Source organism: Pseudomonas sp. TE12508, assembly GCF_056279485.1.
The window spans coordinates 96,002-115,461 of record NZ_JBWCCN010000004.1; the positions used below are offsets into that span (position 1 = coordinate 96,002).

At 60.1% G+C, this 19,460-nt stretch carries 19 protein-coding genes; 8 read left to right on the forward strand and 11 right to left on the reverse strand.

The window, feature by feature from the left end; all coding sequences use genetic code 11:
* Positions 1-97 precede the first annotated feature (97 nt).
* Positions 98-1,294: a class I SAM-dependent rRNA methyltransferase gene (locus ACZ9IM_RS06650; protein WP_007897847.1), complete on the reverse strand. Its 1,197-nt coding sequence runs from the start codon at positions 1,292-1,294 to the stop codon at positions 98-100.
* 386 nt (positions 1,295-1,680) lie between these two features.
* Here ACZ9IM_RS06650 and ACZ9IM_RS06655 point away from each other — a divergent pair, with 386 nt between their 5' ends.
* The 3 genes from ACZ9IM_RS06655 to ACZ9IM_RS06665 are packed head-to-tail and all read left to right on the forward strand — an operon-like array spanning position 1,681 to position 3,714.
* Entirely contained in the window at positions 1,681-2,493 is an 813-nt protein-coding gene (locus tag ACZ9IM_RS06655) for an HDOD domain-containing protein (RefSeq protein WP_192345012.1), read from the forward strand.
* A 30-nt stretch (positions 2,494-2,523) separates the two neighbouring features.
* Complete coding sequence (gene mutM, locus ACZ9IM_RS06660) at positions 2,524-3,336, forward strand: bifunctional DNA-formamidopyrimidine glycosylase/DNA-(apurinic or apyrimidinic site) lyase (RefSeq protein ID WP_008068069.1); 813 nt, start codon at positions 2,524-2,526, stop codon at positions 3,334-3,336.
* A 54-nt stretch (positions 3,337-3,390) separates the two neighbouring features.
* Positions 3,391-3,714, forward strand: a complete 324-nt coding sequence (locus tag ACZ9IM_RS06665; protein WP_008068070.1) for a hypothetical protein — start codon at positions 3,391-3,393, stop codon at positions 3,712-3,714.
* 141 nt (positions 3,715-3,855) lie between these two features.
* Here the strand turns inward: ACZ9IM_RS06665 and ACZ9IM_RS06670 are convergent, their stop codons facing one another.
* From ACZ9IM_RS06670 to ACZ9IM_RS06690, 5 genes are all read right to left on the reverse strand, one after another.
* The gene (locus ACZ9IM_RS06670) at positions 3,856-4,107 is read right to left on the reverse strand and encodes a YfhL family 4Fe-4S dicluster ferredoxin (protein WP_003195146.1); all 252 of its coding nucleotides are present in this window, start codon (positions 4,105-4,107) and stop codon (positions 3,856-3,858) included.
* Positions 4,108-4,255: 148 nt separating this feature from the next.
* Positions 4,256-4,735, reverse strand: coding sequence for a pantetheine-phosphate adenylyltransferase (gene coaD, locus ACZ9IM_RS06675; RefSeq protein ID WP_007897855.1), 480 nt, complete (start codon positions 4,733-4,735; stop codon positions 4,256-4,258).
* Between the two features lie 115 nt (positions 4,736-4,850).
* A complete protein-coding gene (locus ACZ9IM_RS06680) occupies positions 4,851-6,446 on the reverse strand; it encodes a GMC family oxidoreductase (protein ID WP_476223586.1) in 1,596 nt (531 codons plus the stop codon).
* 129 nt (positions 6,447-6,575) lie between these two features.
* Entirely contained in the window at positions 6,576-7,121 is a 546-nt protein-coding gene (locus ACZ9IM_RS06685; RefSeq protein ID WP_427626205.1) for a twin-arginine translocation pathway signal protein, read from the reverse strand.
* Positions 7,122-7,149: 28 nt separating this feature from the next.
* Positions 7,150-8,580: a coniferyl aldehyde dehydrogenase gene (locus ACZ9IM_RS06690; RefSeq protein ID WP_476223587.1), complete on the reverse strand. Its 1,431-nt coding sequence runs from the start codon at positions 8,578-8,580 to the stop codon at positions 7,150-7,152.
* A gap of 146 nt (positions 8,581-8,726) precedes the next feature.
* Between ACZ9IM_RS06690 and ACZ9IM_RS06695 the strand changes: the two genes are divergently transcribed.
* Together ACZ9IM_RS06695 and ACZ9IM_RS06700 are read left to right on the forward strand one after the other, a co-directional pair.
* Positions 8,727-9,398 carry a TetR/AcrR family transcriptional regulator gene (locus tag ACZ9IM_RS06695; protein WP_008068078.1) on the forward strand — a complete coding sequence of 224 codons (672 nt, stop codon included), beginning with the start codon at positions 8,727-8,729 and terminating at the stop codon, positions 9,396-9,398.
* 45 nt (positions 9,399-9,443) lie between these two features.
* Positions 9,444-10,298 carry a sulfurtransferase gene (locus ACZ9IM_RS06700; protein WP_476223588.1) on the forward strand — a complete coding sequence of 285 codons (855 nt, stop codon included), beginning with the start codon at positions 9,444-9,446 and terminating at the stop codon, positions 10,296-10,298.
* Positions 10,299-10,500: 202 nt separating this feature from the next.
* Here ACZ9IM_RS06700 and ACZ9IM_RS06705 read toward each other — a convergent pair whose 3' ends face one another.
* From ACZ9IM_RS06705 to ACZ9IM_RS06725, 5 genes are all read right to left on the reverse strand, one after another.
* On the reverse strand, positions 10,501-11,331 hold the full coding sequence (locus ACZ9IM_RS06705; protein WP_427626208.1) for an AraC family transcriptional regulator: 831 nt from the start codon (positions 11,329-11,331) through the stop codon (positions 10,501-10,503).
* A 3-nt stretch (positions 11,332-11,334) separates the two neighbouring features.
* Positions 11,335-12,333: a hydrolase gene (locus ACZ9IM_RS06710; protein WP_008068083.1), complete on the reverse strand. Its 999-nt coding sequence runs from the start codon at positions 12,331-12,333 to the stop codon at positions 11,335-11,337.
* 73 nt (positions 12,334-12,406) lie between these two features.
* Positions 12,407-13,024, reverse strand: coding sequence for a 16S rRNA (guanine(966)-N(2))-methyltransferase RsmD (gene rsmD / locus ACZ9IM_RS06715; RefSeq protein WP_476223589.1), 618 nt, complete (start codon positions 13,022-13,024; stop codon positions 12,407-12,409).
* A complete protein-coding gene (locus ACZ9IM_RS06720; RefSeq protein ID WP_476223590.1) occupies positions 13,024-14,514 on the reverse strand; it encodes a M16 family metallopeptidase in 1,491 nt (496 codons plus the stop codon). The genes rsmD and ACZ9IM_RS06720 overlap by 1 nt, the downstream gene beginning before the upstream one ends.
* Positions 14,507-15,862: a M16 family metallopeptidase gene (locus ACZ9IM_RS06725; RefSeq protein WP_476223591.1), complete on the reverse strand. Its 1,356-nt coding sequence runs from the start codon at positions 15,860-15,862 to the stop codon at positions 14,507-14,509. Before ACZ9IM_RS06725 ends, ACZ9IM_RS06720 begins: the two co-directional genes overlap by 8 nt.
* Positions 15,863-16,206: 344 nt before the next feature.
* Here ACZ9IM_RS06725 and ftsY point away from each other — a divergent pair, with 344 nt between their 5' ends.
* Genes ftsY through ftsX form a run of 3 tightly spaced genes read left to right on the forward strand, consistent with a single transcriptional unit; the run spans position 16,207 to position 19,414 of the window.
* Positions 16,207-17,721 carry a signal recognition particle-docking protein FtsY gene (gene ftsY / locus ACZ9IM_RS06730; protein WP_476223592.1) on the forward strand — a complete coding sequence of 505 codons (1,515 nt, stop codon included), beginning with the start codon at positions 16,207-16,209 and terminating at the stop codon, positions 17,719-17,721.
* Entirely contained in the window at positions 17,718-18,389 is a 672-nt protein-coding gene (gene ftsE, locus ACZ9IM_RS06735) for a cell division ATP-binding protein FtsE (RefSeq protein ID WP_007897888.1), read from the forward strand. Before ftsY ends, ftsE begins: the two co-directional genes overlap by 4 nt.
* On the forward strand, positions 18,386-19,414 hold the full coding sequence (ftsX, locus tag ACZ9IM_RS06740) for a permease-like cell division protein FtsX (RefSeq protein WP_427626213.1): 1,029 nt from the start codon (positions 18,386-18,388) through the stop codon (positions 19,412-19,414). Before ftsE ends, ftsX begins: the two co-directional genes overlap by 4 nt.
* Positions 19,415-19,460 lie beyond the last annotated feature (46 nt).

Here is a 19,460-nt window from a genome sequence, read left to right on the forward strand (position 1 = left end):
AGGACCGCAAGAGTAAGACGCAGAGGCTGAAGAGTGGATGGTGTGGCGTTAAAACGGCTGACGGAGAGCCTGTTGGCTCCCCGTCAAACCAGCGTACTCAGCTGTTTGGCAGCAGACGGCAGGTGATGCTCTTGATGTAGCGAGTCTCGGCAATCGCTGGGTGTACCGGGTGATCCGGGCCCTGACCACCGCGCTCCAGCATCTGGATGTTGCGGTCCAGGTGACGGGCGCTGGTCAGCAGGATGTTCTGCAGATCGTCTTCCGGCAGGTGCATCGAGCACGAAGCGCTGACCAGGATGCCGTCCTTGCTAAGCAGGCGCATGGCTTGCTCATTCAGGCGACGGTAGGCGCCTTCACCGTTTTTCATGTCTTTCTTGCGTTTGATGAAGGCAGGAGGGTCGGCCACGATGACGTCGAAACGCTCTTCGCTGGCTTTCAGTTCCTTCAGGGCTTCGAATACGTCGCCTTCGATGCAGGTCATTTTTTCGGCGACGCCGTTCAGTGCGGCATTGCGCTCGACGCCGTCGAGGGCGAAGGCCGAAGCATCGACGCAGAACACTTCACTGGCGCCGAAGGCAGCCGCTTGAACGCCCCAGCCGCCGATGTAGCTGTACAAGTCCAGTACGCGTTTGCCTTTGGCATAAGGGGCCAGACGCGCACGGTTCATGCGGTGGTCGTAGAACCAGCCGGTTTTCTGTCCCTGGATGACTGGCGCTTCGAATTTCACGCCGTTCTCTTCCAGCGCGACCCACTCCGGTACCAGGCCGAATACGGTTTCGACGTAGCGGTTGAGGCCTTCGGCATCACGGGCAGCGGAGTCGTTCTTGAACAGAATGCCGCTTGGCTTGAGCACTTGGGTCAGTGCCGCGATCACGTCGTCTTTGTGAGCTTCCATGGTCGCCGAGGCGATCTGGACGACCAGGATGTCGCCAAAACGGTCGACCACCAGGCCTGGCAGCAGGTCGGAGTCGCCGTAGACCAGGCGATAGAACGGCTTGTCGAACAGGCGATCGCGCAGGGACAGGGCAACGTTCAGGCGATGCACCAGCAGCGACTTGTCCAGCGGCAACTTGATGTCACGCGACAGCAGGCGGGCGCAGATCAGGTTGTTCGGGCTCATGGCAACGATGCCCAGCGGCTTGCCGCTGGCGGCTTCGAGGATCGCCTGGTCGCCGGCCTTGAAACCGTGCAAAGGCGTAGCGGCTACATCGATCTCGTTGCTGTAGACCCATAGGTGGCCGTTTCGCAGGCGACGGTCGGCGTTGGCTTTAAGGCGCAGGCTAGGCAGGGACATGACGTCGCTCCGGAAAAAAGAGCGGGAGTATAGCGTGTTGAGATCCCGGATAGGCCGGCGAGTGGACATGTGGCGAGGGAGCTTGCTCCCGCTGGATGGCGAAGCCGTCCCATAAGCGGTAGTTGCAGTGCACTCGGGCAAACCGCATTCGCTGGATTTGCGACTGCTTCGCAGCCGGACGGGAGCAAGCTCCCTCGCCACAGGAGGTTGTTTTGTACCCGGGAGAGGGCCCTGAGTATTTGCTGATGAAACTTCAAGCGATGTGCCGGCCAAAGGTGTCAGATCCATCTTTTTAAGGGTTAGAATCCCCGCCTGACCCGGAGTGTGTACTTATGTCCCAAGAGTTGACGACCGAACAGATTCAACAGTCCTTGCAAGGCATCAGTGTGCCGCCCCAGCCGCAGATCATGGTGGATCTGCAGATGGAGCAGTACATGCCCGACCCGGATCTGGAAGTGATCGCGAAGCTGATCTCCCAGGACCCAGGCCTTTCCGGCGCCTTGCTGAAAATCGTCAATTCGCCGTACTACGGCTTGAGTAACAAGATCACTGCGATCCAGCGGGCAGTGAATCTGTTGGGCAGCCGCTCTATCATCAACCTGATCAATGCGCAGTCGATCAAGGGCGAGCTTAACGATGATGCCATCGTTACACTCAACCGTTTCTGGGATACGGCGCAGGACGTGGCGATGACGTGCCTGACCCTGGCCAAGCGTGTCGGTGTTCAGGCCGGTGATGAAGCCTATGCGCTGGGTCTGTTCCACGATTGCGGCATCCCGTTGATGATCAAGAAATTCCCCGACTACATGAAAGTGCTGGAACAGGCCTATGCCAATGCCAGTGCCGAATGCCGGGTGGTGGATACCGAAAACAAGCAATACAACACCAACCACGCCGTGGTCGGGTATTACACCGCCAAGTCCTGGCGCCTGCCGGAACATGTCACCCAGGCCATTGCCAACCATCACAACGCCCTGGCCATTTTCAGCGATGAATCGTCACGCAACACGCCGCTGAAAAACTTGCTGGCGATCCTGAAGATGGCCGAACACATTTGCGCCTCCTTCCGGGTACTGGGCAACCAGTCCGAAGACCACGAATGGAACAGTGTCGGGCCTCTTGTGCTCGATTACATCGGCCTATCGGAATACGATTTCGAAACCCAGAAACAAGAGATTCGCGACCTCGCCACGCGTTGAGTGTCGAACCTCGCCTGATTCGAGAGCCCCATGCCTGAACTGCCGGAAGTCGAAACCACCCGCCGCGGGATTGCACCGCACCTGGAAGGCCAGCGCGTCAGCCGGGTGATCGTGCGTGAGCGCCGTCTGCGCTGGCCGATCCCCGAAGACCTGGATGTGCGGCTGTCCGGTCAGCGCATCGTGCTGGTGGAACGGCGCGCCAAGTACCTGCTGATCAACGCCGAAGTCGGCACGCTGATCAGTCATTTGGGGATGTCGGGGAATCTGCGGCTGGTGGAAGTCGGCCTGCCGGCGGCCAAGCATGAGCATGTGGACATTGAACTGGAATCGGGCCTGGCCCTGCGCTACACCGACCCGCGACGGTTTGGCGCGATGCTCTGGAGCCTGGATCCGCTGAACCATGAACTGCTGATTCGCCTCGGGCCGGAGCCGTTGACCGATCTATTTGACGGCGAGCGGCTGTTCCAGCAATCCCGCGGGCGTTCCATGGCGGTCAAACCGTTCATCATGGACAACGCGGTGGTGGTCGGCGTCGGCAATATCTACGCGACCGAAGCTTTGTTTGCCGCCGGCATCGACCCGCGCCGTGAAGCCAAGAGCATTTCCCGGGCACGCTATTTGAAGCTGGCGATCGAGATCAAGCGCATCCTTGCCCTCGCCATCGAGCGCGGAGGCACTACGTTGCGGGACTTTATCGGTGGCGACGGTCAACCGGGTTACTTCCAGCAGGAGCTGTTCGTGTACGGCCGTGGCGGTGAGCACTGCAAGGTCTGTGGCACAGGGCTGCGGGAAGTCAAGCTTGGGCAGCGCGCCAGCGTCTTTTGTCCGCGCTGTCAGAGCTGATACCGGCTACGGTCTATAGTCAGTGTTCTCACTGCCTAGCCGAAGGACCGTGCCATGAATCCGTTTCGAACCCTTGTTGTTGCGCTGCTGCTGAGCGTCGGTGCGTCCGCGCTGGCGGCTGAGAACGGCAGCGGCGATCCGCGCTACACCATCCAGAACCCACCGGCCTACGCCATGCTTGGCGACTTGCTGATTGCTCGACCTTTGTTGGTGGCGGCGACGGTTATCGGTGCCGGGGCATTTGTGCTGTCGTTGCCGTTTACCGCACTGGGCGGCGGCATTGGCGATGCGGGACAGGCGTTGGTGGTCGATCCGGCGAAAGCCGCATTTGTGCGGTGCCTGGGGTGTATCGGGGAGGGGTTTGAGCAGCGGGAGTGAAGCAGTTAAGTATTTGGTGTTGCTGATGACGCCTTCGCGAGCAAGCCCGCTCCCACATGAAATTTGTGAACGACGCAGATTCAATGTGGGAGCGGGCTTGCTCGCGAAGAGGCCCGGGAAGACAACACAAAACGGTCAGGCTCAAGCCTTGCCGGTAATCTTGCGGTACTTCTCCATCAACTGTTCTTCAGTCTCCGGATGAGCCTCGTCCAGCGGGATGCAATCGACCGGGCAGACCTGCTGGCACTGCGGTTCGTCGTAGTGGCCGACACATTGTGTGCACAGGTTCGGGTCGATCACGTAGATCTCTTCGCCCTGGGAGATGGCGGCGTTCGGGCACTCGGGCTCGCAGACGTCGCAGTTGATGCAATCGTCGGTGATGATCAGGGACATGCTAACTCCAGCCAGGGCAGCAGGCCCGGGCGCAATAAATCAATGCGCACAATTGTGCCGCATTGGCGCCCGCAGTGCACGCGGGCGCGATCAAGTGCAGCGTTCGAAGATTGCGGTAGCCGTAAAAGATCGCAGCCTTCGACAGCTCCTACTTTTTAAATCGTAGGGTGAGGGCGTCGGCCACCGCCGGGTGGACGAACTTGGTGATATCGCCGCCCAAGGCCGCGATTTCACGCACCAGCGTCGAGGAAATGAACGAATAACGCTCGGACGGCGTAAGAAACAGGCTTTCCACATCCGGTGCCAGTTGGCGGTTCATGTTGGCCAGCTGGAATTCGTATTCGAAGTCCGATACCGCGCGCAAACCACGCAGGAATACGTTGGCATTCTTCTCTTTGGCGAAGTGCGCGAGCAGCGTCGAGAAACCGACGACTTCAACGTTCGGCAAATGTTTGGTGACCTCGCGGGCCAGCTCCACACGTTGTTCCAGGGGAAACAGCGGGTTTTTTTTCGGGCTGGCGGCGACGGCGATGATCACGTGATCGAACAGGCGCGAGGCGCGTTCGACCAGATCGCCATGGCCCTTGGTAATAGGGTCGAAGGTACCTGGGTACAACACTCGGTTCATCGCGTCGTCCTGGCGGGAGTCCGTTGGGGAGTCGGATGGTATCGCAGCCTTCCCGGTCGGCCAAGTCGCCTGTTGGGTAAGAAAGCACTATAGACGATGGGAATATTCCGCGTTTTCATGGGTTTTTCAAACGTTCAGCCAGCGAAGTCGCCAATTGTGCCGTCAGTCCGTAGACCGACAATTGGGGGTTTGCCCCAATGCTGGTGGGGAAAAGCGAGCCGTCATGAATCGACAGATTGGCGAGTTGGTGATGTTGGCCGAGGCTGTTGGTCACGGCATTTTTCGGGTCTTCACCCATGGCACAACCGCCCATCACATGGGCACTGCCCAGGCGCGTTCGATACAACTCAAGGCTCAGATCATCAATCAGCGTGCGCGCCTGGGCGAGGGTTTTCACGTAACGAGCGTCGGCGTGCATCGGCATCACGGCGTTGGCGCCACCGGCGAACTGGATCTCGGCCATGCTGTGGAAAGCCCGGCGCAACCCGTCCCAGGCGTAGGGTGAAACCTGATAGTCGAGCACCGGTGTGCCGTCACCGCGCAATTCAACACTGCCGCCAGGGCTGTCCGGGTGAAAACCATCCCGCAGCAACGCCAGCATGGCGTGGGTATGCGGCAGGTTTTCCATATGCCGGGCGCTTTCCGTGCCAAAACCACCGAGTAACGTGCTGGCCAGCGCCGGATGCAGGGGTGGAACTTCAAGTTTGTAGGACATCTTGCCAGTAGTGCCATCTTGCCACTGGAAATGGTCGGAATAGATCGATTGCGGCGCGCCGTAGAACGGGTTGATCACCTCATCAAACAGCCCGGCGGACATGTTTACCAGGTGCAGGAACGTCCGTTTGCCCAGCCGCTCGTGAGGATCCGGCGCTTCGGAGCGCAATAGCAGCGCCGGGCTGTTGATCCCGCCGCCGGCCAGTACGTAATGCCGCGCCTTGACCGTAATCGTGCGTCCGGTGGGCGCAACGCAACGCTCATCCATCGCCACACATTGCAGCCCCGTAACCCTGCCGTCTTTGAGCGACAGCTTTTCTGCGCGGGCCAGATAGAGCAGCTCGCCACCTTTTTCCAGGGTCGCCGGAATGGTCGTGACCAGCATCGATTGCTTGGCATTGGTCGGGCAACCCATGCCGCAGTAGCCGATATTCCAGCAGCCGCGCACGTTGCGCGGAATCACATGCCAGGCGTAGCCGAGTTTTTCGCAGCCCTTGCGGATGACGTCGTTGTTGGCGTTGGGTGGCACCCTCCATGGCGCGACACCCAGGCGTTGTTCCATTTTCTCGAACCAGGGCGCCATCTCGGCCGGCGTGTGGCCTTTGACGTCGTGCTCTTTGGCCCAGTGTTCCAGTGTCGGGTCCGGGGTGCGAAAGCTTGATGTCCAGTTGATCAGCGTGGTGCCGCCCACCGCCCGCCCCTGGAGGATGGTAATTGCGCCATCCTTGCTCATGCGCCCGATGCCTTCCTGATAGAGGCTGGTGTAGGCCTGGTCTTCGAGCATCTTGAAGTCGCTGCTGGTCTTGAGCGGGCCTTCTTCGATCAGCAATACCTTGTAGCCGGCGGCGCTGAGGATTTCGGCGGTGGTCCCGCCGCCGGCACCGCTGCCGATGATTGCCACGTCCGCTTCGAGGGTCAGGTCCTCGGTCAGTCGGGCGCCGTTGTAGGTTTTCCAGCCACGGGCCAGGCCTTCGCGGAACGGATCGGGTACGGGCATGTTTGGGGTTCTCTTATTATTTTGGGTTCTGTGGTGAGGCAGCAGACGCTATCGCGAGCAGGCTCGCTCCCACATGGATCGCGTAACCCCTGTGGGAGCGAGCCTGCTCGCGATGGGGTCGCCACGATTTCAAACCGTAGGCGGCCCGGGATACCCGCAATGCGCCCATGACTCCGCCCGGCTGTACCACGCCATCATCACCATTTGCAGCAACGAGCTGTGGCCCATGCGCAGCAGGCTCAATGAGCTGTTTTCCCAGCGGTCGAGAAAGTGCCGGATCTGTTCACTGCTGGCGTTTTCCCAGCTACCCCAGATCCCGGTCAGTGGCCCGCGGGTAATGCTCATCCCCAACACGTCGAACAATTGCCGGGTCAGTTTGAGCATTTCCGGCGACAGGTGATTCAGGCCGTTATCCAGGCAGTGCAAGGTCTCGGCGACGGCGGCCGGCATTTTTTCGATGCTCACGGCGCCATCGAGCATCACCGGAATCACTGTCCGCAGAAACAGCAGGTCGCCGCTGCGCAGAATCGCGAACCCGCTGGCAGGGTTGCTCGACGAGCAGCCGCTGAGGCTCGCGCCTAATCCGGCCGTGGCTAGAAAAGCGCTGGCGCCGAGGCTGAATTTAAGCAGGCCGCGCCGTGACAGCGCGGGTGTGTCGGAGAGGCTTGGGCTCATTATTGTTATTACCCGGCGATGATGATCGTTAGCGGATAAACAGCTTCTGGATCAGTTTCTGAATGGATTTACCGTACGGCGGATAGATCAGTTTCGCCGCATTGAAGCGCTGTTTGATCAGCACGCCTTTGGCCTTGCTGAAAGTCAGGAAGCCCTCGTGGCCGTGGTAGTGGCCCATGCCCGAGGCACCGATGCCGCCGAACGGCATGTCGTCCTGGGCAACGTGCAGCAAGGTGTCATTGAGGCAAACGCCACCCGAATGGGTTTCGTGGAGGACGCGGTTTTGTTCGCGCTTGTCGTAGCCGAAGTAATACAGCGCCAGCGGGCGAGGCCGTTGGTTGATGTAGGCAAACGCTTCATCGAGATCCTTGTACGGCACGATTGGCAGCAACGGGCCGAAGATTTCGTCCTGCATCACCGTCATGTCGTCGCTGACGTTGAGCAACAGGCTATGACTCATGCGCCGGCCCTGGCCCTGGTCGAACAGCGGGATCAGCAATGCGCCCTTGCTGGTGGCGTCGCTGAGGTAGCCGTTGAGCCGCGCCAGTTGCCGGTCGTTGATAATGGCGGTGTAGTCCGGGTTGTCGGCCAACGTCGGATAAAACCCGCGAACTGCCTGACGATAGGCTTCGACGAAAGAGCCGACGCGGTCTTCAGGCACCAGCACGTAGTCCGGGGCGACACAGGTTTGCCCGGCGTTGAGGGTCTTGCCGAAAGCGATGCGTTCGGCGGCGTCCTTGAGCGGCACATCGCGGGAAACGATGGCCGGGGACTTGCCGCCCAGTTCGAGGGTCACCGGGGTCAGGTTCTCGGCCGCCGCGCGCATCACGTGTTTGCCGATGCTGGTGGCGCCAGTGAACAGCAAGTGATCGAAACGCAACCGCGAGAACGCCACACCGATATCAGCCTCGCCCAGCACCACGCAGACCAGGTCCTGGGGAAAGATTCGGCCCAGCAACTCCTTGAGCAGCAAACCGGTGGCGGGGGTCGATTCGCTGAGTTTGAGCATCACCCGGTTGCCTGCCGATAACGCACCCACCAGCGGCCCGATGGCCAGGTAAAGCGGGTAGTTCCACGGCACGATCACTCCGACCACGCCCAACGGCTGATAAACCACTTTGGCCGACGCTGGTTGAAAGGCGAGGCCGACTTTGCGTCGCGAGGCTTTCATCCAGTCTTTGAGGTGCCGGCTGGCGTAGTGAATGCCGTGCAGGCTGGGCATCAGTTCGGCGAGCAGGGTTTCATCGGCGCTGCGGTGGCTGAAATCCTGGCTGATCGCATTGATCAGGGCCTGGCGCTCATTGCTCAGCAGGTCCTTCAACGCCTTTAGCCATTGCTGGCGCTGAGCTGCGGGTGGCATCGGGTTGGCGGCATACGCCGCGCGTTGAGCATCGAACAGGGTTTGGAGTTCGTCCAGAGGCTGCTGCAGGTTCTTCAGGTAGGCAATGTCTGCAGGCATGGTCGGCTCCGGATTTATTGTAATGAGGGACTTTTTAGAGTCTATACTCTAGAAAGTCAAATGGCGCTCTGGCACAGCTTTGTTTTATCCATGCGCGGATAGGTCGTAAGATGCCCCTCATCGCACTCTGAATTAAAGCTCAAGCCATGGCCCCTCGGATCAAAACCAGCGAGCGCATCGTGCAGAACAGCCTGGAGCTGTTCAATCAACAGGGCGAGCGCAGTATCAGCACCAACCACATTGCTGCCCACATGGAAATTTCCCCGGGCAACCTGTACTACCACTTCCCCAACAAGCAGGCGATCATCGCCGTGTTGTTCAGTGAGTACGAAAACCTGGTGGACAGCTTCCTGCGCCCGCCCCAGGGCCGCGCAGCGACAGTCGAAGACAAGCGCTTCTACCTCAAGGAACTGCTCGCCGCCATGTGGCAATACCGCTTCCTGCATCGCGACCTCGAGCATTTGCTCGACAGCGATCCTGAGCTGGCTGCCCGTTACCGGCGTTTTTCCCAGCGCTGCCTGATCCAGGGCACACACATCTACGCGGGTTTCGTCGAGGCTGGCATTCTGTGCATGGACAAGGTTCAGATCGAATCCCTGACCCTCAATGCCTGGATCATTCTCACTTCGTGGGTGCGTTTTCTGTGCACTACGCGGGAAAATTCCAACCATCTGAGCGAACAGGCCATCAAACGAGGCGTGTATCAGGTGCTGGTGCTGGAGGCCGGGTTTGTCACGGATCAATCTCGCGATGCGGTGAATGCACTGTTCGAAGAGTTTTATGTACCGCTGGCCCAGGCGCTGGAAGAAGTGGGATAAAGAGTGCAGCAGGATTGCAGACAGACAAAATCACAGGAGCCCGTTATGCCCATTGCGCAACTGATCAGCCCGCAAGCGTTGGACCTGAAAAAGGAGACGCCGGGGCTGGTGATTCTGGATTGTCGTTTTGCCCTCGAAGACCCTGATTACGGGCAACGCAGCTACGCCGAAGGGCATATTGCCGGATCGAGCTTTGCCGATCTTGAGCGTGATTTGAGCGGTGAAGTGGTCAAGGGGGTTACCGGGCGTCATCCATTGCCTGAACCCGCCGACTTGATCGAACGCTTTCAAGCCTGGGGCATCAACGCCGACAGCGAAGTGGTTTTGTACGATGACGGTCCCGGCGCCTACGCGGCACGGGCCTGGTGGTTGCTGGCGTGGCTGGGCAAGCGCGATGGCGTGTTCATTCTCGATGGCGGGCTGAAAGCCTGGCACGCCGCCGGATTGCCCCTGAGTCTTGATCCGCCGTCGGTTGCCTGTGGCACCTTCACCGGGACGCCGGATGCTTCGTTGGTGCTCAGTACCCAACAGCTCCAGCAACGTCTCGGCCAGCCCGCGCTGACCTTGCTCGACGCCCGTGGCTTGCCGCGCTTTAAGGGTGAAGTGGAGCCGATCGATCCGATTGCCGGGCACATCCCCGGAGCACAATGTGCCGCGTTCACCGATAACCTGGGCAGCGACGGGCGGTTCCTGCCGGCCGAACAGCTCAAGCAGCGGTTTGCCGCGAAGCTCGGTGATCGTTCACCGACAGAGCTGGTCGCGTATTGCGGTTCCGGCGTGACCGCCTGCCACAACCTGTTCGCCCTGTGCCTGGCGGGTTATCCGTTGGGAGCGTTGTATGCCGGGTCGTGGAGCGAGTGGATCAACGATCCTGCGCGAGGCGTCGCCAAGGGCGAGTAATCCCCAATCCATTGTGGGAGCGAGCCTTTGTGGCGAGGGGGCTTGCCCCCGTTGGAGTGCGAAGCGCTCCCGAAGCCAGCGGATATGGTTTTTCAGTTAGACCGTATCGTCCCGATCTGCGACTGCTTCGCAGCCGAACGGGGGCAAGCCCCCTCGCCACAAAGGCTCGCTCCCACATGGTTAATAAGGTGCTCTTGAGATTTCACAGCTGCCGCGCGCTGCGATACGCCCCCGGTCCCACTCCGTAAACCTGTTTGAATTGCCGGCTCAGATGGCTCTGGTCGGCAAAGCCCAGCTGCGTCGCAACTTCCAGCGGCAGGCAGCCGCGCTTTAACAGCGCCCGGGCCCGGGCGATACGCTGCTGCATCAACCAGGTGTGTGGCGGCATGCCGGTGGCTCTGCGGAACACCCGGGCGAAGTGGAAGGGCGACAGGTTCACCGTCGCCGCCAGTTCTTCCAGCGAGGGCGGCGCCGCCAAGCGTGATTGCAGCAGTTCCTTGGCCAGGGTCACCGCCCGGTGTTCCTTGCCAGGTTTGCTGGCGGTCGGAACGGCTGCGTGACGTTGCAACAGCGACAGCATCATTTCCCGCCAGGCCGTTTGCTGCTGCAGCGCCGTGGACGGACTCTCCAGCAAACAATGCAGTTGGCAGAACCCCTTCACCAGATCCGGATCGCGATACAACGTGGCGCCAAACGCCGGCAAGGTATCGGTCGGCAGTTCGAGCTCGTCCAGCAGTGAAAGAATCTGCCCGCTGTCGGGATAAAACGCCCGGTATAACCAACCGTCTTCCGTACCTTTGTGGCCGGTGTGCAGTTCATCCGGATTGATCAGCACCAGCGTGCCGCTACCCGCCAGATGCTCGGCACCTCGATAGCGATAACGCTGGGCGCCGGCCATGATCATGCCGATCACATAGCCGTCATGCACATGGGGGGCGAAGCGGTGTTCGATGTAGCGTGCGGACAACAACTCGACCCCGGCCAACGGCGCCGTTTGCCAGAAATGAATCGACTCGCCCTGATCCAGCCCCATGGTTTACTTGCGTCCTGTGGTGGCGAGCCATTGGGGAATGCGCCTTTCCAGGTAGTAACCCGGTTGCCGGAACGAGCCCTCGACGAAGCCGACATGCCCACCCTTGGCCTGCAATTCGAATTGCGTGGAGGCAGACAATTCGTCGGCATGCGGCAGGCTATGAGGAAAGACAAACGGGTCATCGGCCGCCTGGATAATCAGGGTCGGTGTGCGAATTTCCCCAAGGAAATAACGACTCGAAGCGCGGCGATAGTAATCCGCGGCATCGGCGAAACCATTCAGCGGTGCGGTGACCCGGCCATCGAAATCCCAGAAGGTGCGCATATTCTCCAGCGAGCCCAGCGCCGCCAATGCCGCCAAGCCATCCTGATGCCCTTCATGCTGGAACCTGCGCTGCTTGTTCTTGATGTAGGCGACCATCTCCCGCATGAAATGCGCTTGATAGAATTTGGAAAAACCCTGGCTGATACGATCGGCACACTGATCGAGCCGAAACGGCACCGACACCGCCACCGCGCCGAGTACGCCGCTGTTGCTGCCGGTTTCGCCCAGATGCTTGAGTAAAACGTTGCCACCCATGGAATAACCGACCGCATACAGCGGTGCGAGAGGGCGCTGGGTTCGCAGATGCTTGATGGTTTCGGCCAGGTCTTCGCTGGCCCCGGAATGGTAACTGCGCGGCAACAGATTGGGTTCACCGGAACAGCCTCGCCAGTTCAGCGCGACGCTGGCCCACCCCTGGGCGCCCAGCGCCTTCTGCACACCGGCCACGTAAGGTGAATTCGATGAGCCGGTCAGGCCGTGCAGCACCAGCACCAGTGGCACATTCGCGCTGTGGGGGCCATGCCAGTCCAGATCAAGGAAGTCGCCGTCTTCGAGCCATAAGCGTTCGCGCTCGCGGTCCAGGTGTGTGGTTTTGCGCCATAGCGGTCCCCACAAGGTTTGTAAGTGCGGATTGCCCAGGCCGTAGGCGGGGGTGAAGCGTTCTGGCAGATGGGACACGATTGCTCTCGATGCAGCGGTGCTTACCCGCAGCGTTAACTGACTGAGCTTCGCACCGTTTTTACAGGCCGGACTAACCGGCGATCCCTGCCATACGTTGCCACAACGCGTAATACACCCGTCCTGATTTTTGCTCCCGATGCAGGCGCCAATTTTCTGGCAAACCCAATATCGACGGTGCCGTTTCGCTTTCAGTGTAGACCCACGCATCGTCACTCAGCCAATGACGCTCTTCGAGCAAAGTGCAAACGGCCGGCAATAGATTCTGATTGAACGGCGGATCGAGAAACACCAGATCGAACGCCGTAGCCGGTTGGGTTTCGAGATAGCGCAAGGCGTCGGCAGTCTGTACCTGACCGGTTGTGCAGCGCAGGGTGCCCAGATGTTCCTTGATGCTCGCTACCGCAATGTTACTGGCATCCAGTGCCTGGCCCATTGCTGCGCCACGGGACAAAGCCTCGAGAAACAACGCGCCGCTACCGGCAAATGGGTCGAGCACCTTGGCCCCGGCGACATAAGGCGCGAGCCAGTTGAACAGAGTTTCACGGACTCGGTCCGGCGTTGGACGCAAGCCTGGCGCATCGGGGAAGCTCAGCTTTCGGCTGCCCCATTCACCGCCGATGATGCGCAGTTGATTCACACCGTTGTGCACGTTGTGAACAGGTTTTTTAGGACGCGATGGACTGGCCATTAATGCTCCGGAACCCCGAGCGGTTGCTCGGCAGGTTTGTCAGTAGGGGCCGGCAACGGCTTTTGTGGCACGGTCGGACCAGCGCTGACGATGACCAGTTTGTCCGTGCTCAGGTGTTTGTTCAATGCGGTTTTGACTTGCTCGACGGTCAGGCTCTGGGACTGCTGCATGAAGTCTTCCAGGTAGCTCAGCGGCAAGTTGTAAAAACCCATGGCGCCGAGCTGCCCGACGATATCGGCGTTGCTGGCGGTGGACAGCGGGAAGCTGCCGGCCAGTTCGCGCTTGGCATCGTCGAGTTCTTTCTCGGTGGGGCCGGTTTTAAGGTAGTCGGCGAGCACGTCCTGCACCAGTTTCAGCGTGCCTTCGCTCATCTCGGCGCGGGTTTGCAGGTTGATCATGAACGGCCCGCGAGCCTGCATCGGGCTGAAACCCGAATACACGCCATAGGCCAGGCCGCGCTTCTCGCGCACTTCGCTCATCAACCGGGTGCCGAAACCACCGCCGCCAAGGATCTGATTGCCCAGCGACAGTGCTGCGTAATCCGGATCGTCACGATCGATGCCCAGTTGCGCGATCATCAGGTTGGTTTGCTTGGACGGAAACTCGATGTGGCCGATGCTGGACTTGGGGTCGGTCGGTTGTTCGATTTTCGCCAGGCCCGGCCCTTTGGGCAGATCGGCCGACACTTGTGCGGCAGCCGCCTCGGCCTCGGCGCGCGACAAGTCGCCCACCAGTGCAATCACCACGTTGCCAGCAGCGTAGGCTTTCTGATGGAAGGCCCGCAACTGCGCCAGGGTAATCGGTGGAATGCTTTTCGCCGTGCCATCGCTGGAGTGCGCGTACGGGTGATCGCCATACAAGCGGTTCATCAGCTCCAGGCTGGCGAGTTTGCCGGGGTTCTGTTTCTGGTATTCGAAGCCGGCCAGCATCTGGTTCTTGATGCGTGCAAAGGAATCGGCGGGGAGGGTCGGTTTGCCGACCACTTCAGCAAACAGCTTCAAGGCAGGCTCGCGTTTATCCGCGGCACTGAGGCTGCGCAGCGAGGCAATCGCCATGTCTTTATAGGCGCCGTTACCGAAATCGGCCCCCAGGCCTTCGAAGCCCTGGGCGATAGCGCTGACATCCTTGCCGGCCACACCTTCATTGAGCATGGCATTGGTCAGCAGTGCCAGGCCGGGAGCATCGCCGTCCTGGCTGCTACCGGCAGCGAAGATCAGGCGCATGTCGAACATCGGCAGCTCACGGGCTTCGACGAACATTACCTTGGCGCCTTCGGCGGTGTTCCAGGTTTGCACGTTCAGCGAGCGATGGCTTGGGGCCTTGCCGTCGAGTTCTGCCAACGATTGCAGTTTCTGGCTGGCCTTGGCTTTGTCGAGGGCTTCGCTGGCGCTGGTTTTGTCAGACTTGGAGAAATAGAAGACGCCAGACCCGAGCAATGCAATGACGATCAGGCCGATCAGGGCCAGGCGCGGTTTTTTACGCTCACTCATGAGTCGTCTCCTGTGGCAGTACATGGGCGACGCTGAGACGTGCGCGAGTGAAATACAGCTTGGCGGCCTTCTGGATGTCTTGCGGGGTCACGTTTTCCAGTTCGGCGAGTTCGGTGTCCATCAGTTTCCAGGACAGCCCGACAGTTTCCAGTTGGCCAATGGCGGTGGCCTGGCTGGTAATCGAGTCACGCTCGTAGACCAGGCCGGCAATCACCTGCGCTCGTACGCGCTCTAGCTCTTCAGTGGACGGCGCGGTGATTTTCAGTTGTTCAAGCAGTTTCCACAGGCCTGCTTCCGCCTGGGCCATGGTTTTTTTCTTCTGGGTGTTCGGCGTGGCCGACAAGGTGAACAGACTGTCGCCACGGGTGTAGGCGTCGTAGCTCGACGAACCGCCGGACACCAGCTCTTCGCCGCGTTCCAGTTGCGTCGGGATCCGGCCGCTGTAGCCGCCGTCGAGCAGTGCGGAGATCAGGCGCAGAGCGTTCACCGAGCGCTTGTCTTCGGCGGTAGCGATGCTCGGCACGTTGAAGGCCAGCATCAGGCTCGGCAATTGGGTCTGCACATGCAGGGTGATCTTCCGTTCGCCGGGCTCGGCCAGCTCCAGCGGGATTTTCGCGGGTGGCACGTCACGCTTGGCGATAGGGCCGAAGTAACGCTGGGCCAGGGTTTTGACTTCGTCCGGGGTCACGTCACCGACCACCACCAGGGTGGCGTTGTTCGGCACATACCAGGATTGATACCAGTGGCGCAGTTCTTCGACCTTCATGCGGTCGAGGTCCGCCATCCAGCCGATGGTCGGCGTGTGATAGCCGCTGGCGGGGTAGGCCATGGCCATGAAGCGCTCGTAGGCCTTGGACATTGGCTTGTCATCGGTACGCAGGCGACGTTCTTCCTTGATCACCTCGATCTCGCGGGTGAACTCGTCGGCCGGCAGGCGCAAATTGGCCATGCGGTCGGCTTCCAGCTCGAAGGCCACGCCCAGGCGGTCACGGGCCAGTACTTGGTAATACGCGGTGAAGTCATCGCTAGTGAAGGCGTTCTCTTCGGCACCGAGGTCGCGCAGGATCAGCGAGGCTTCGCCGGGGCCGACTTTCTCGCTGCCCTTGAACATCATGTGTTCCAGCGCATGGGACAGCCCGGTCTGGCCTGGGGTCTCATAGCTTGAGCCGACCTTGTACCAGACCTGGGAAACGACGACTGGCGCACGATGGTCTTCGCGCACGACAACCTTCAGGCCGTTGTCGAGGGTGAATTCGTGGGTGGGTTGTGGATCGGCAGCCAGGGCCGAGAGGGGCAGACAAACTGTGCTGAACAGCAGGCCTGCAGCGCGGCGGGCTAGAGCATTCATTCGTTTTTAAACCTGTTGGGCTGCCCGCTTGGTCTTAGCCTAGGCGGGCGAGGAGGTGCTAGGATACTGATCCGTTTTACTGGCGGCCACGCCTATCAGGCCTTTACGTTTGATCAGGTTGTATGGGTTTACGGCAGAAAGCTGGGGTTTATCGACTAAACTCTGCTTTTTCGCCGATTTTGCCGCTTCAGTCCTTCGTGAAATCGTTTTTTGCAAGGTGCCGTTTGCACCTCGACAAAATGTTGCGCGTGAACAAGCTGGATGAATCGCAGTCTGTTCTGCATCGAATTATTTATTGCCGAGGCGTCCTTTGGCGCGTCGCTACCGTGAGATAGCCGTCCTCCATGTTTGGTTCCAACGACGACAAGAAGACCCCAGCTGCGGCTGGCGAGAAGAAAAGCCTGTTCGGATGGCTGCGCAAAAAGCCGCAGGAACCCGTTGTCGAACAGCCACAACCACTTCCTGAGCCAACACCAGCGCCGGTTGCCCTGCCAATCGCCGAGCCGGTGCTGCAATCCGCGGCCGAGCCTGCGCCTGAAACCGAAGTCGTGGCCCCATTGCCGCTGACGCCAGCCGCCGAGCCGTGGCTGACGTTGCCGGTGGCGGAAGAGCCGGTGGCGTTGGTCGAAGATGAACAAGCAGCTCACATCACGCCGCCGATTCCGGCCCCGACTGCGTTTGCTCCTGAGCCGGTTCGCGCGCCGGTGGTTGAGCCGGTCGTTGAACCTGTGTTCGTGGCCGAGCCTGTGCTGGTTGCTCCAGAGCCTGAAGTGCCGGTATTTGTTGCTCCGGTTGCTCCGGTTGCTCAGGTGCCAGAGCCTGCACCTGCACCTGCACCTGCACCTGCACCGGTTATCGCTCCTGTCGCCACCACGCCCATCGCTCCCGTCGAAACACCGGTCGAGCCTGTGCGTACCGAGGAGACCAAAGCCGGTTTCTTCGCCCGTCTCAAACAAGGCTTGTCCAAGACCAGCGCCAGCATCGGCGAGGGCATGGCCAGCCTGTTCCTCGGCAAGAAAATCATCGATGACGAGTTGCTCGAAGACATCGAGACCCGTCTGCTGACCGCCGATGTCGGCGTCGAAGCGACGTCAGTGATCATTCAGCGCCTGACCCAGAAAGTCGCCCGCAAAGAACTGGCCGATGCCGACGCGTTGTACAAATCCTTGCAGGCGGAACTGGCGGCGATGCTCAAGCCCGTCGAGCAACCGCTGAAAATCACCTCGCAGAACAAGCCGTTCGTGATTCTGGTGGTGGGCGTCAACGGCGCCGGCAAGACCACCACCATCGGCAAACTGGCGAAGAAACTGCAACTGGAAGGCAAGAAAGTCATGCTCGCCGCCGGTGATACTTTCCGTGCCGCCGCAGTCGAGCAATTGCAGGTCTGGGGCGAGCGCAACAAGATCCCGGTGATCGCCCAGCACACCGGCGCCGACTCGGCTTCGGTCATCTTCGATGCCGTGCAGGCCGCCAAGGCTCGTGGCATTGATGTGCTGATCGCCGACACCGCCGGTCGTTTGCACACTAAAGACAACCTGATGGAAGAACTGAAAAAAGTTCGCCGGGTGATCGGCAAGCTTGATGCCGACGCGCCCCATGAGGTGCTGCTGGTGCTTGACGCCGGTACCGGCCAGAACGCCATCAACCAGGCCAAGCAATTCAACCAGACCGTCGAACTGACCGGCCTGGCGCTGACCAAACTCGATGGCACCGCCAAGGGCGGGGTGATTTTCGCCCTGGCCAAGCAGTTTGGCTTGCCGATTCGCTATATCGGTGTCGGCGAAGGCATCGACGATTTGCGTACTTTTGAAGCAGAACCCTTTGTCCAGGCATTGTTTGCCGAGCGGGAGCGTTCATGATTCGTTTCGAACAGGTCGGTAAACGCTACCCGAATGGTCACGTCGGCTTGCATGAGCTGAGCTTTCGAGTCCGTCGGGGCGAATTCTTGTTTGTTACCGGCCATTCCGGCGCCGGTAAAAGCACCTTGTTGCGCCTGCTGCTGGCGATGGAACGTCCGACCACCGGCAAGTTGCTGCTGGCAGGGCAAGACCTGAGCACCATCAGCAATGCACAAATCCCTTTCCTGCGTCGGCAAATCGGTGTGGTGTTTCAGAATCACCAGCTGCTGTTCGATCGCACGGTGTTCAATAACGTCGCGTTGCCGCTGCAGATCCTTGGCCTGTCGAAGGCCGAAGTCGCCAAGCGCGTGGACTCGGCCCTGGAGCGCGTGGCGCTCTCGGACAAAACCGATCTCTATCCCGGCGACCTGTCCACCGGCCAGCAACAGCGGGTCGGCATCGCTCGCGCCATCGTTCACCGTCCGGCCTTGCTGCTGGCGGACGAACCCACCGGTAACCTCGACCCGCGTCTGGCGGCAGAAATCATGGGCGTGTTCGAAGACATCAACCGTTTGGGCACCAGCGTGCTGATCGCCAGTCACGACCTGGCTCTGATTGCCCGCATGCGTCATCGCATGCTCACCCTGCAGCGTGGCCGATTGATCGGCGACGGGGAGGCTGGCGTATGAGTGCAACACGTAGCCCCAAGGTTTCCGAGCGCGTGGCCCCGAAGGCTGCCGATCCGCAACCGCAGTCGCAGAAGAAAAAGCGCGACGATGACGATGGCCCGGATTTCCCTACGCTGTTCCGCGCCTGGATCGAAAGCCATCGCGCCAGTCTGCTGGACAGCTTGCGCCGCTTGGGCAAACACCCGATCGGCAGCTTTTTCACCTGCATGGTGATGGCAGTTGCCCTGAGTTTGCCGATGGGCCTGTCACTTTTGCTAAGTAACGTCGAGCGTCTCGGCGGTTCCTGGCAGCGTGCGGCGCAGATTTCCCTGTACCTGCAACTCGATGCCAGCCCTGAACAGGGCGAGTCGTTGCGTGAGCAGATCAAGGGCATGCCGGGCGTGTCCGAAGCCGAATACGTGGGGCGCGATCAGGCGCTGGAAGAGTTCCAGCAGCAGTCCGGGCTGGGCGAAGCGCTCAAGGAACTCCCGGAAAACCCGCTGCCGGGCGTGGTCCTGGTGACCCCTAACGAGGTCGACAAGCCCGCGCTTGAAGCATTGAGACAAAAACTTTCCGAATTGCCGAAGGTACAACAGGCGCAACTTGATCTAGTCTGGGTCGAGCGTCTGGCAGCCATCCTCAAGCTGGGCGACCGATTTGTCTTCGGTCTGACCGTGCTTTTGGTTTCTGCATTACTTTTGGTGATAGGCAATACCATTCGTCTTCATATTGAAAACCGCCGCACAGAGATAGAAGTGATTAAACTCGTCGGCGGCACTGACAGCTATGTGCGCAGGCCCTTTCTGTACATGGGTGCGCTTTATGGCTTTGGTGCGGGGATTCTTTCCTGGGGTGTATTGGCGTTCGGCCTGAACTGGCTGAACGACGCGGTGGTTGGACTGGCCGGTTTGTACGGCAGTGATTTTGCGCTGGCCGGAGTGCCAGTTGCCGACGGTCTATCGCTCTTGCTTGGCGCGGTGCTGTTGGGGTATATCGGTGCATGGATTGCAGTCGCACGCCACCTGCGGGAGCTTGCGCCAAAGTAATATCATTTTGCTCGTATTGACCTTTCAGCGTTTATGGGAACTTGTC

Coding starts and splice junctions, on each gene's coding strand:
- ACZ9IM_RS06650 (WP_007897847.1), bottom strand. CDS start 1,294: ATGTCCCTGCCTAGCCTGCGCCTTAAAGCCAACGCCGACCGTCGCCTG.
- mutM (WP_008068069.1), top strand. CDS start 2,524: ATGCCTGAACTGCCGGAAGTCGAAACCACCCGCCGCGGGATTGCACCG.
- ACZ9IM_RS06665 (WP_008068070.1), top strand. CDS start 3,391: ATGAATCCGTTTCGAACCCTTGTTGTTGCGCTGCTGCTGAGCGTCGGT.
- ACZ9IM_RS06670 (WP_003195146.1), bottom strand. CDS start 4,107: ATGTCCCTGATCATCACCGACGATTGCATCAACTGCGACGTCTGCGAG.
- coaD (WP_007897855.1), bottom strand. CDS start 4,735: ATGAACCGAGTGTTGTACCCAGGTACCTTCGACCCTATTACCAAGGGC.
- ACZ9IM_RS06680 (WP_476223586.1), bottom strand. CDS start 6,446: ATGCCCGTACCCGATCCGTTCCGCGAAGGCCTGGCCCGTGGCTGGAAA.
- ACZ9IM_RS06685 (WP_427626205.1), bottom strand. CDS start 7,121: ATGAGCCCAAGCCTCTCCGACACACCCGCGCTGTCACGGCGCGGCCTG.
- ACZ9IM_RS06690 (WP_476223587.1), bottom strand. CDS start 8,580: ATGCCTGCAGACATTGCCTACCTGAAGAACCTGCAGCAGCCTCTGGAC.
- ACZ9IM_RS06695 (WP_008068078.1), top strand. CDS start 8,727: ATGGCCCCTCGGATCAAAACCAGCGAGCGCATCGTGCAGAACAGCCTG.
- ACZ9IM_RS06700 (WP_476223588.1), top strand. CDS start 9,444: ATGCCCATTGCGCAACTGATCAGCCCGCAAGCGTTGGACCTGAAAAAG.
- ACZ9IM_RS06705 (WP_427626208.1), bottom strand. CDS start 11,331: ATGGGGCTGGATCAGGGCGAGTCGATTCATTTCTGGCAAACGGCGCCG.
- rsmD (WP_476223589.1), bottom strand. CDS start 13,024: ATGGCCAGTCCATCGCGTCCTAAAAAACCTGTTCACAACGTGCACAAC.
- ACZ9IM_RS06720 (WP_476223590.1), bottom strand. CDS start 14,514: ATGAGTGAGCGTAAAAAACCGCGCCTGGCCCTGATCGGCCTGATCGTC.
- ACZ9IM_RS06725 (WP_476223591.1), bottom strand. CDS start 15,862: ATGAATGCTCTAGCCCGCCGCGCTGCAGGCCTGCTGTTCAGCACAGTT.
- ftsY (WP_476223592.1), top strand. CDS start 16,207: ATGTTTGGTTCCAACGACGACAAGAAGACCCCAGCTGCGGCTGGCGAG.
- ftsE (WP_007897888.1), top strand. CDS start 17,718: ATGATTCGTTTCGAACAGGTCGGTAAACGCTACCCGAATGGTCACGTC.
- ftsX (WP_427626213.1), top strand. CDS start 18,386: ATGAGTGCAACACGTAGCCCCAAGGTTTCCGAGCGCGTGGCCCCGAAG.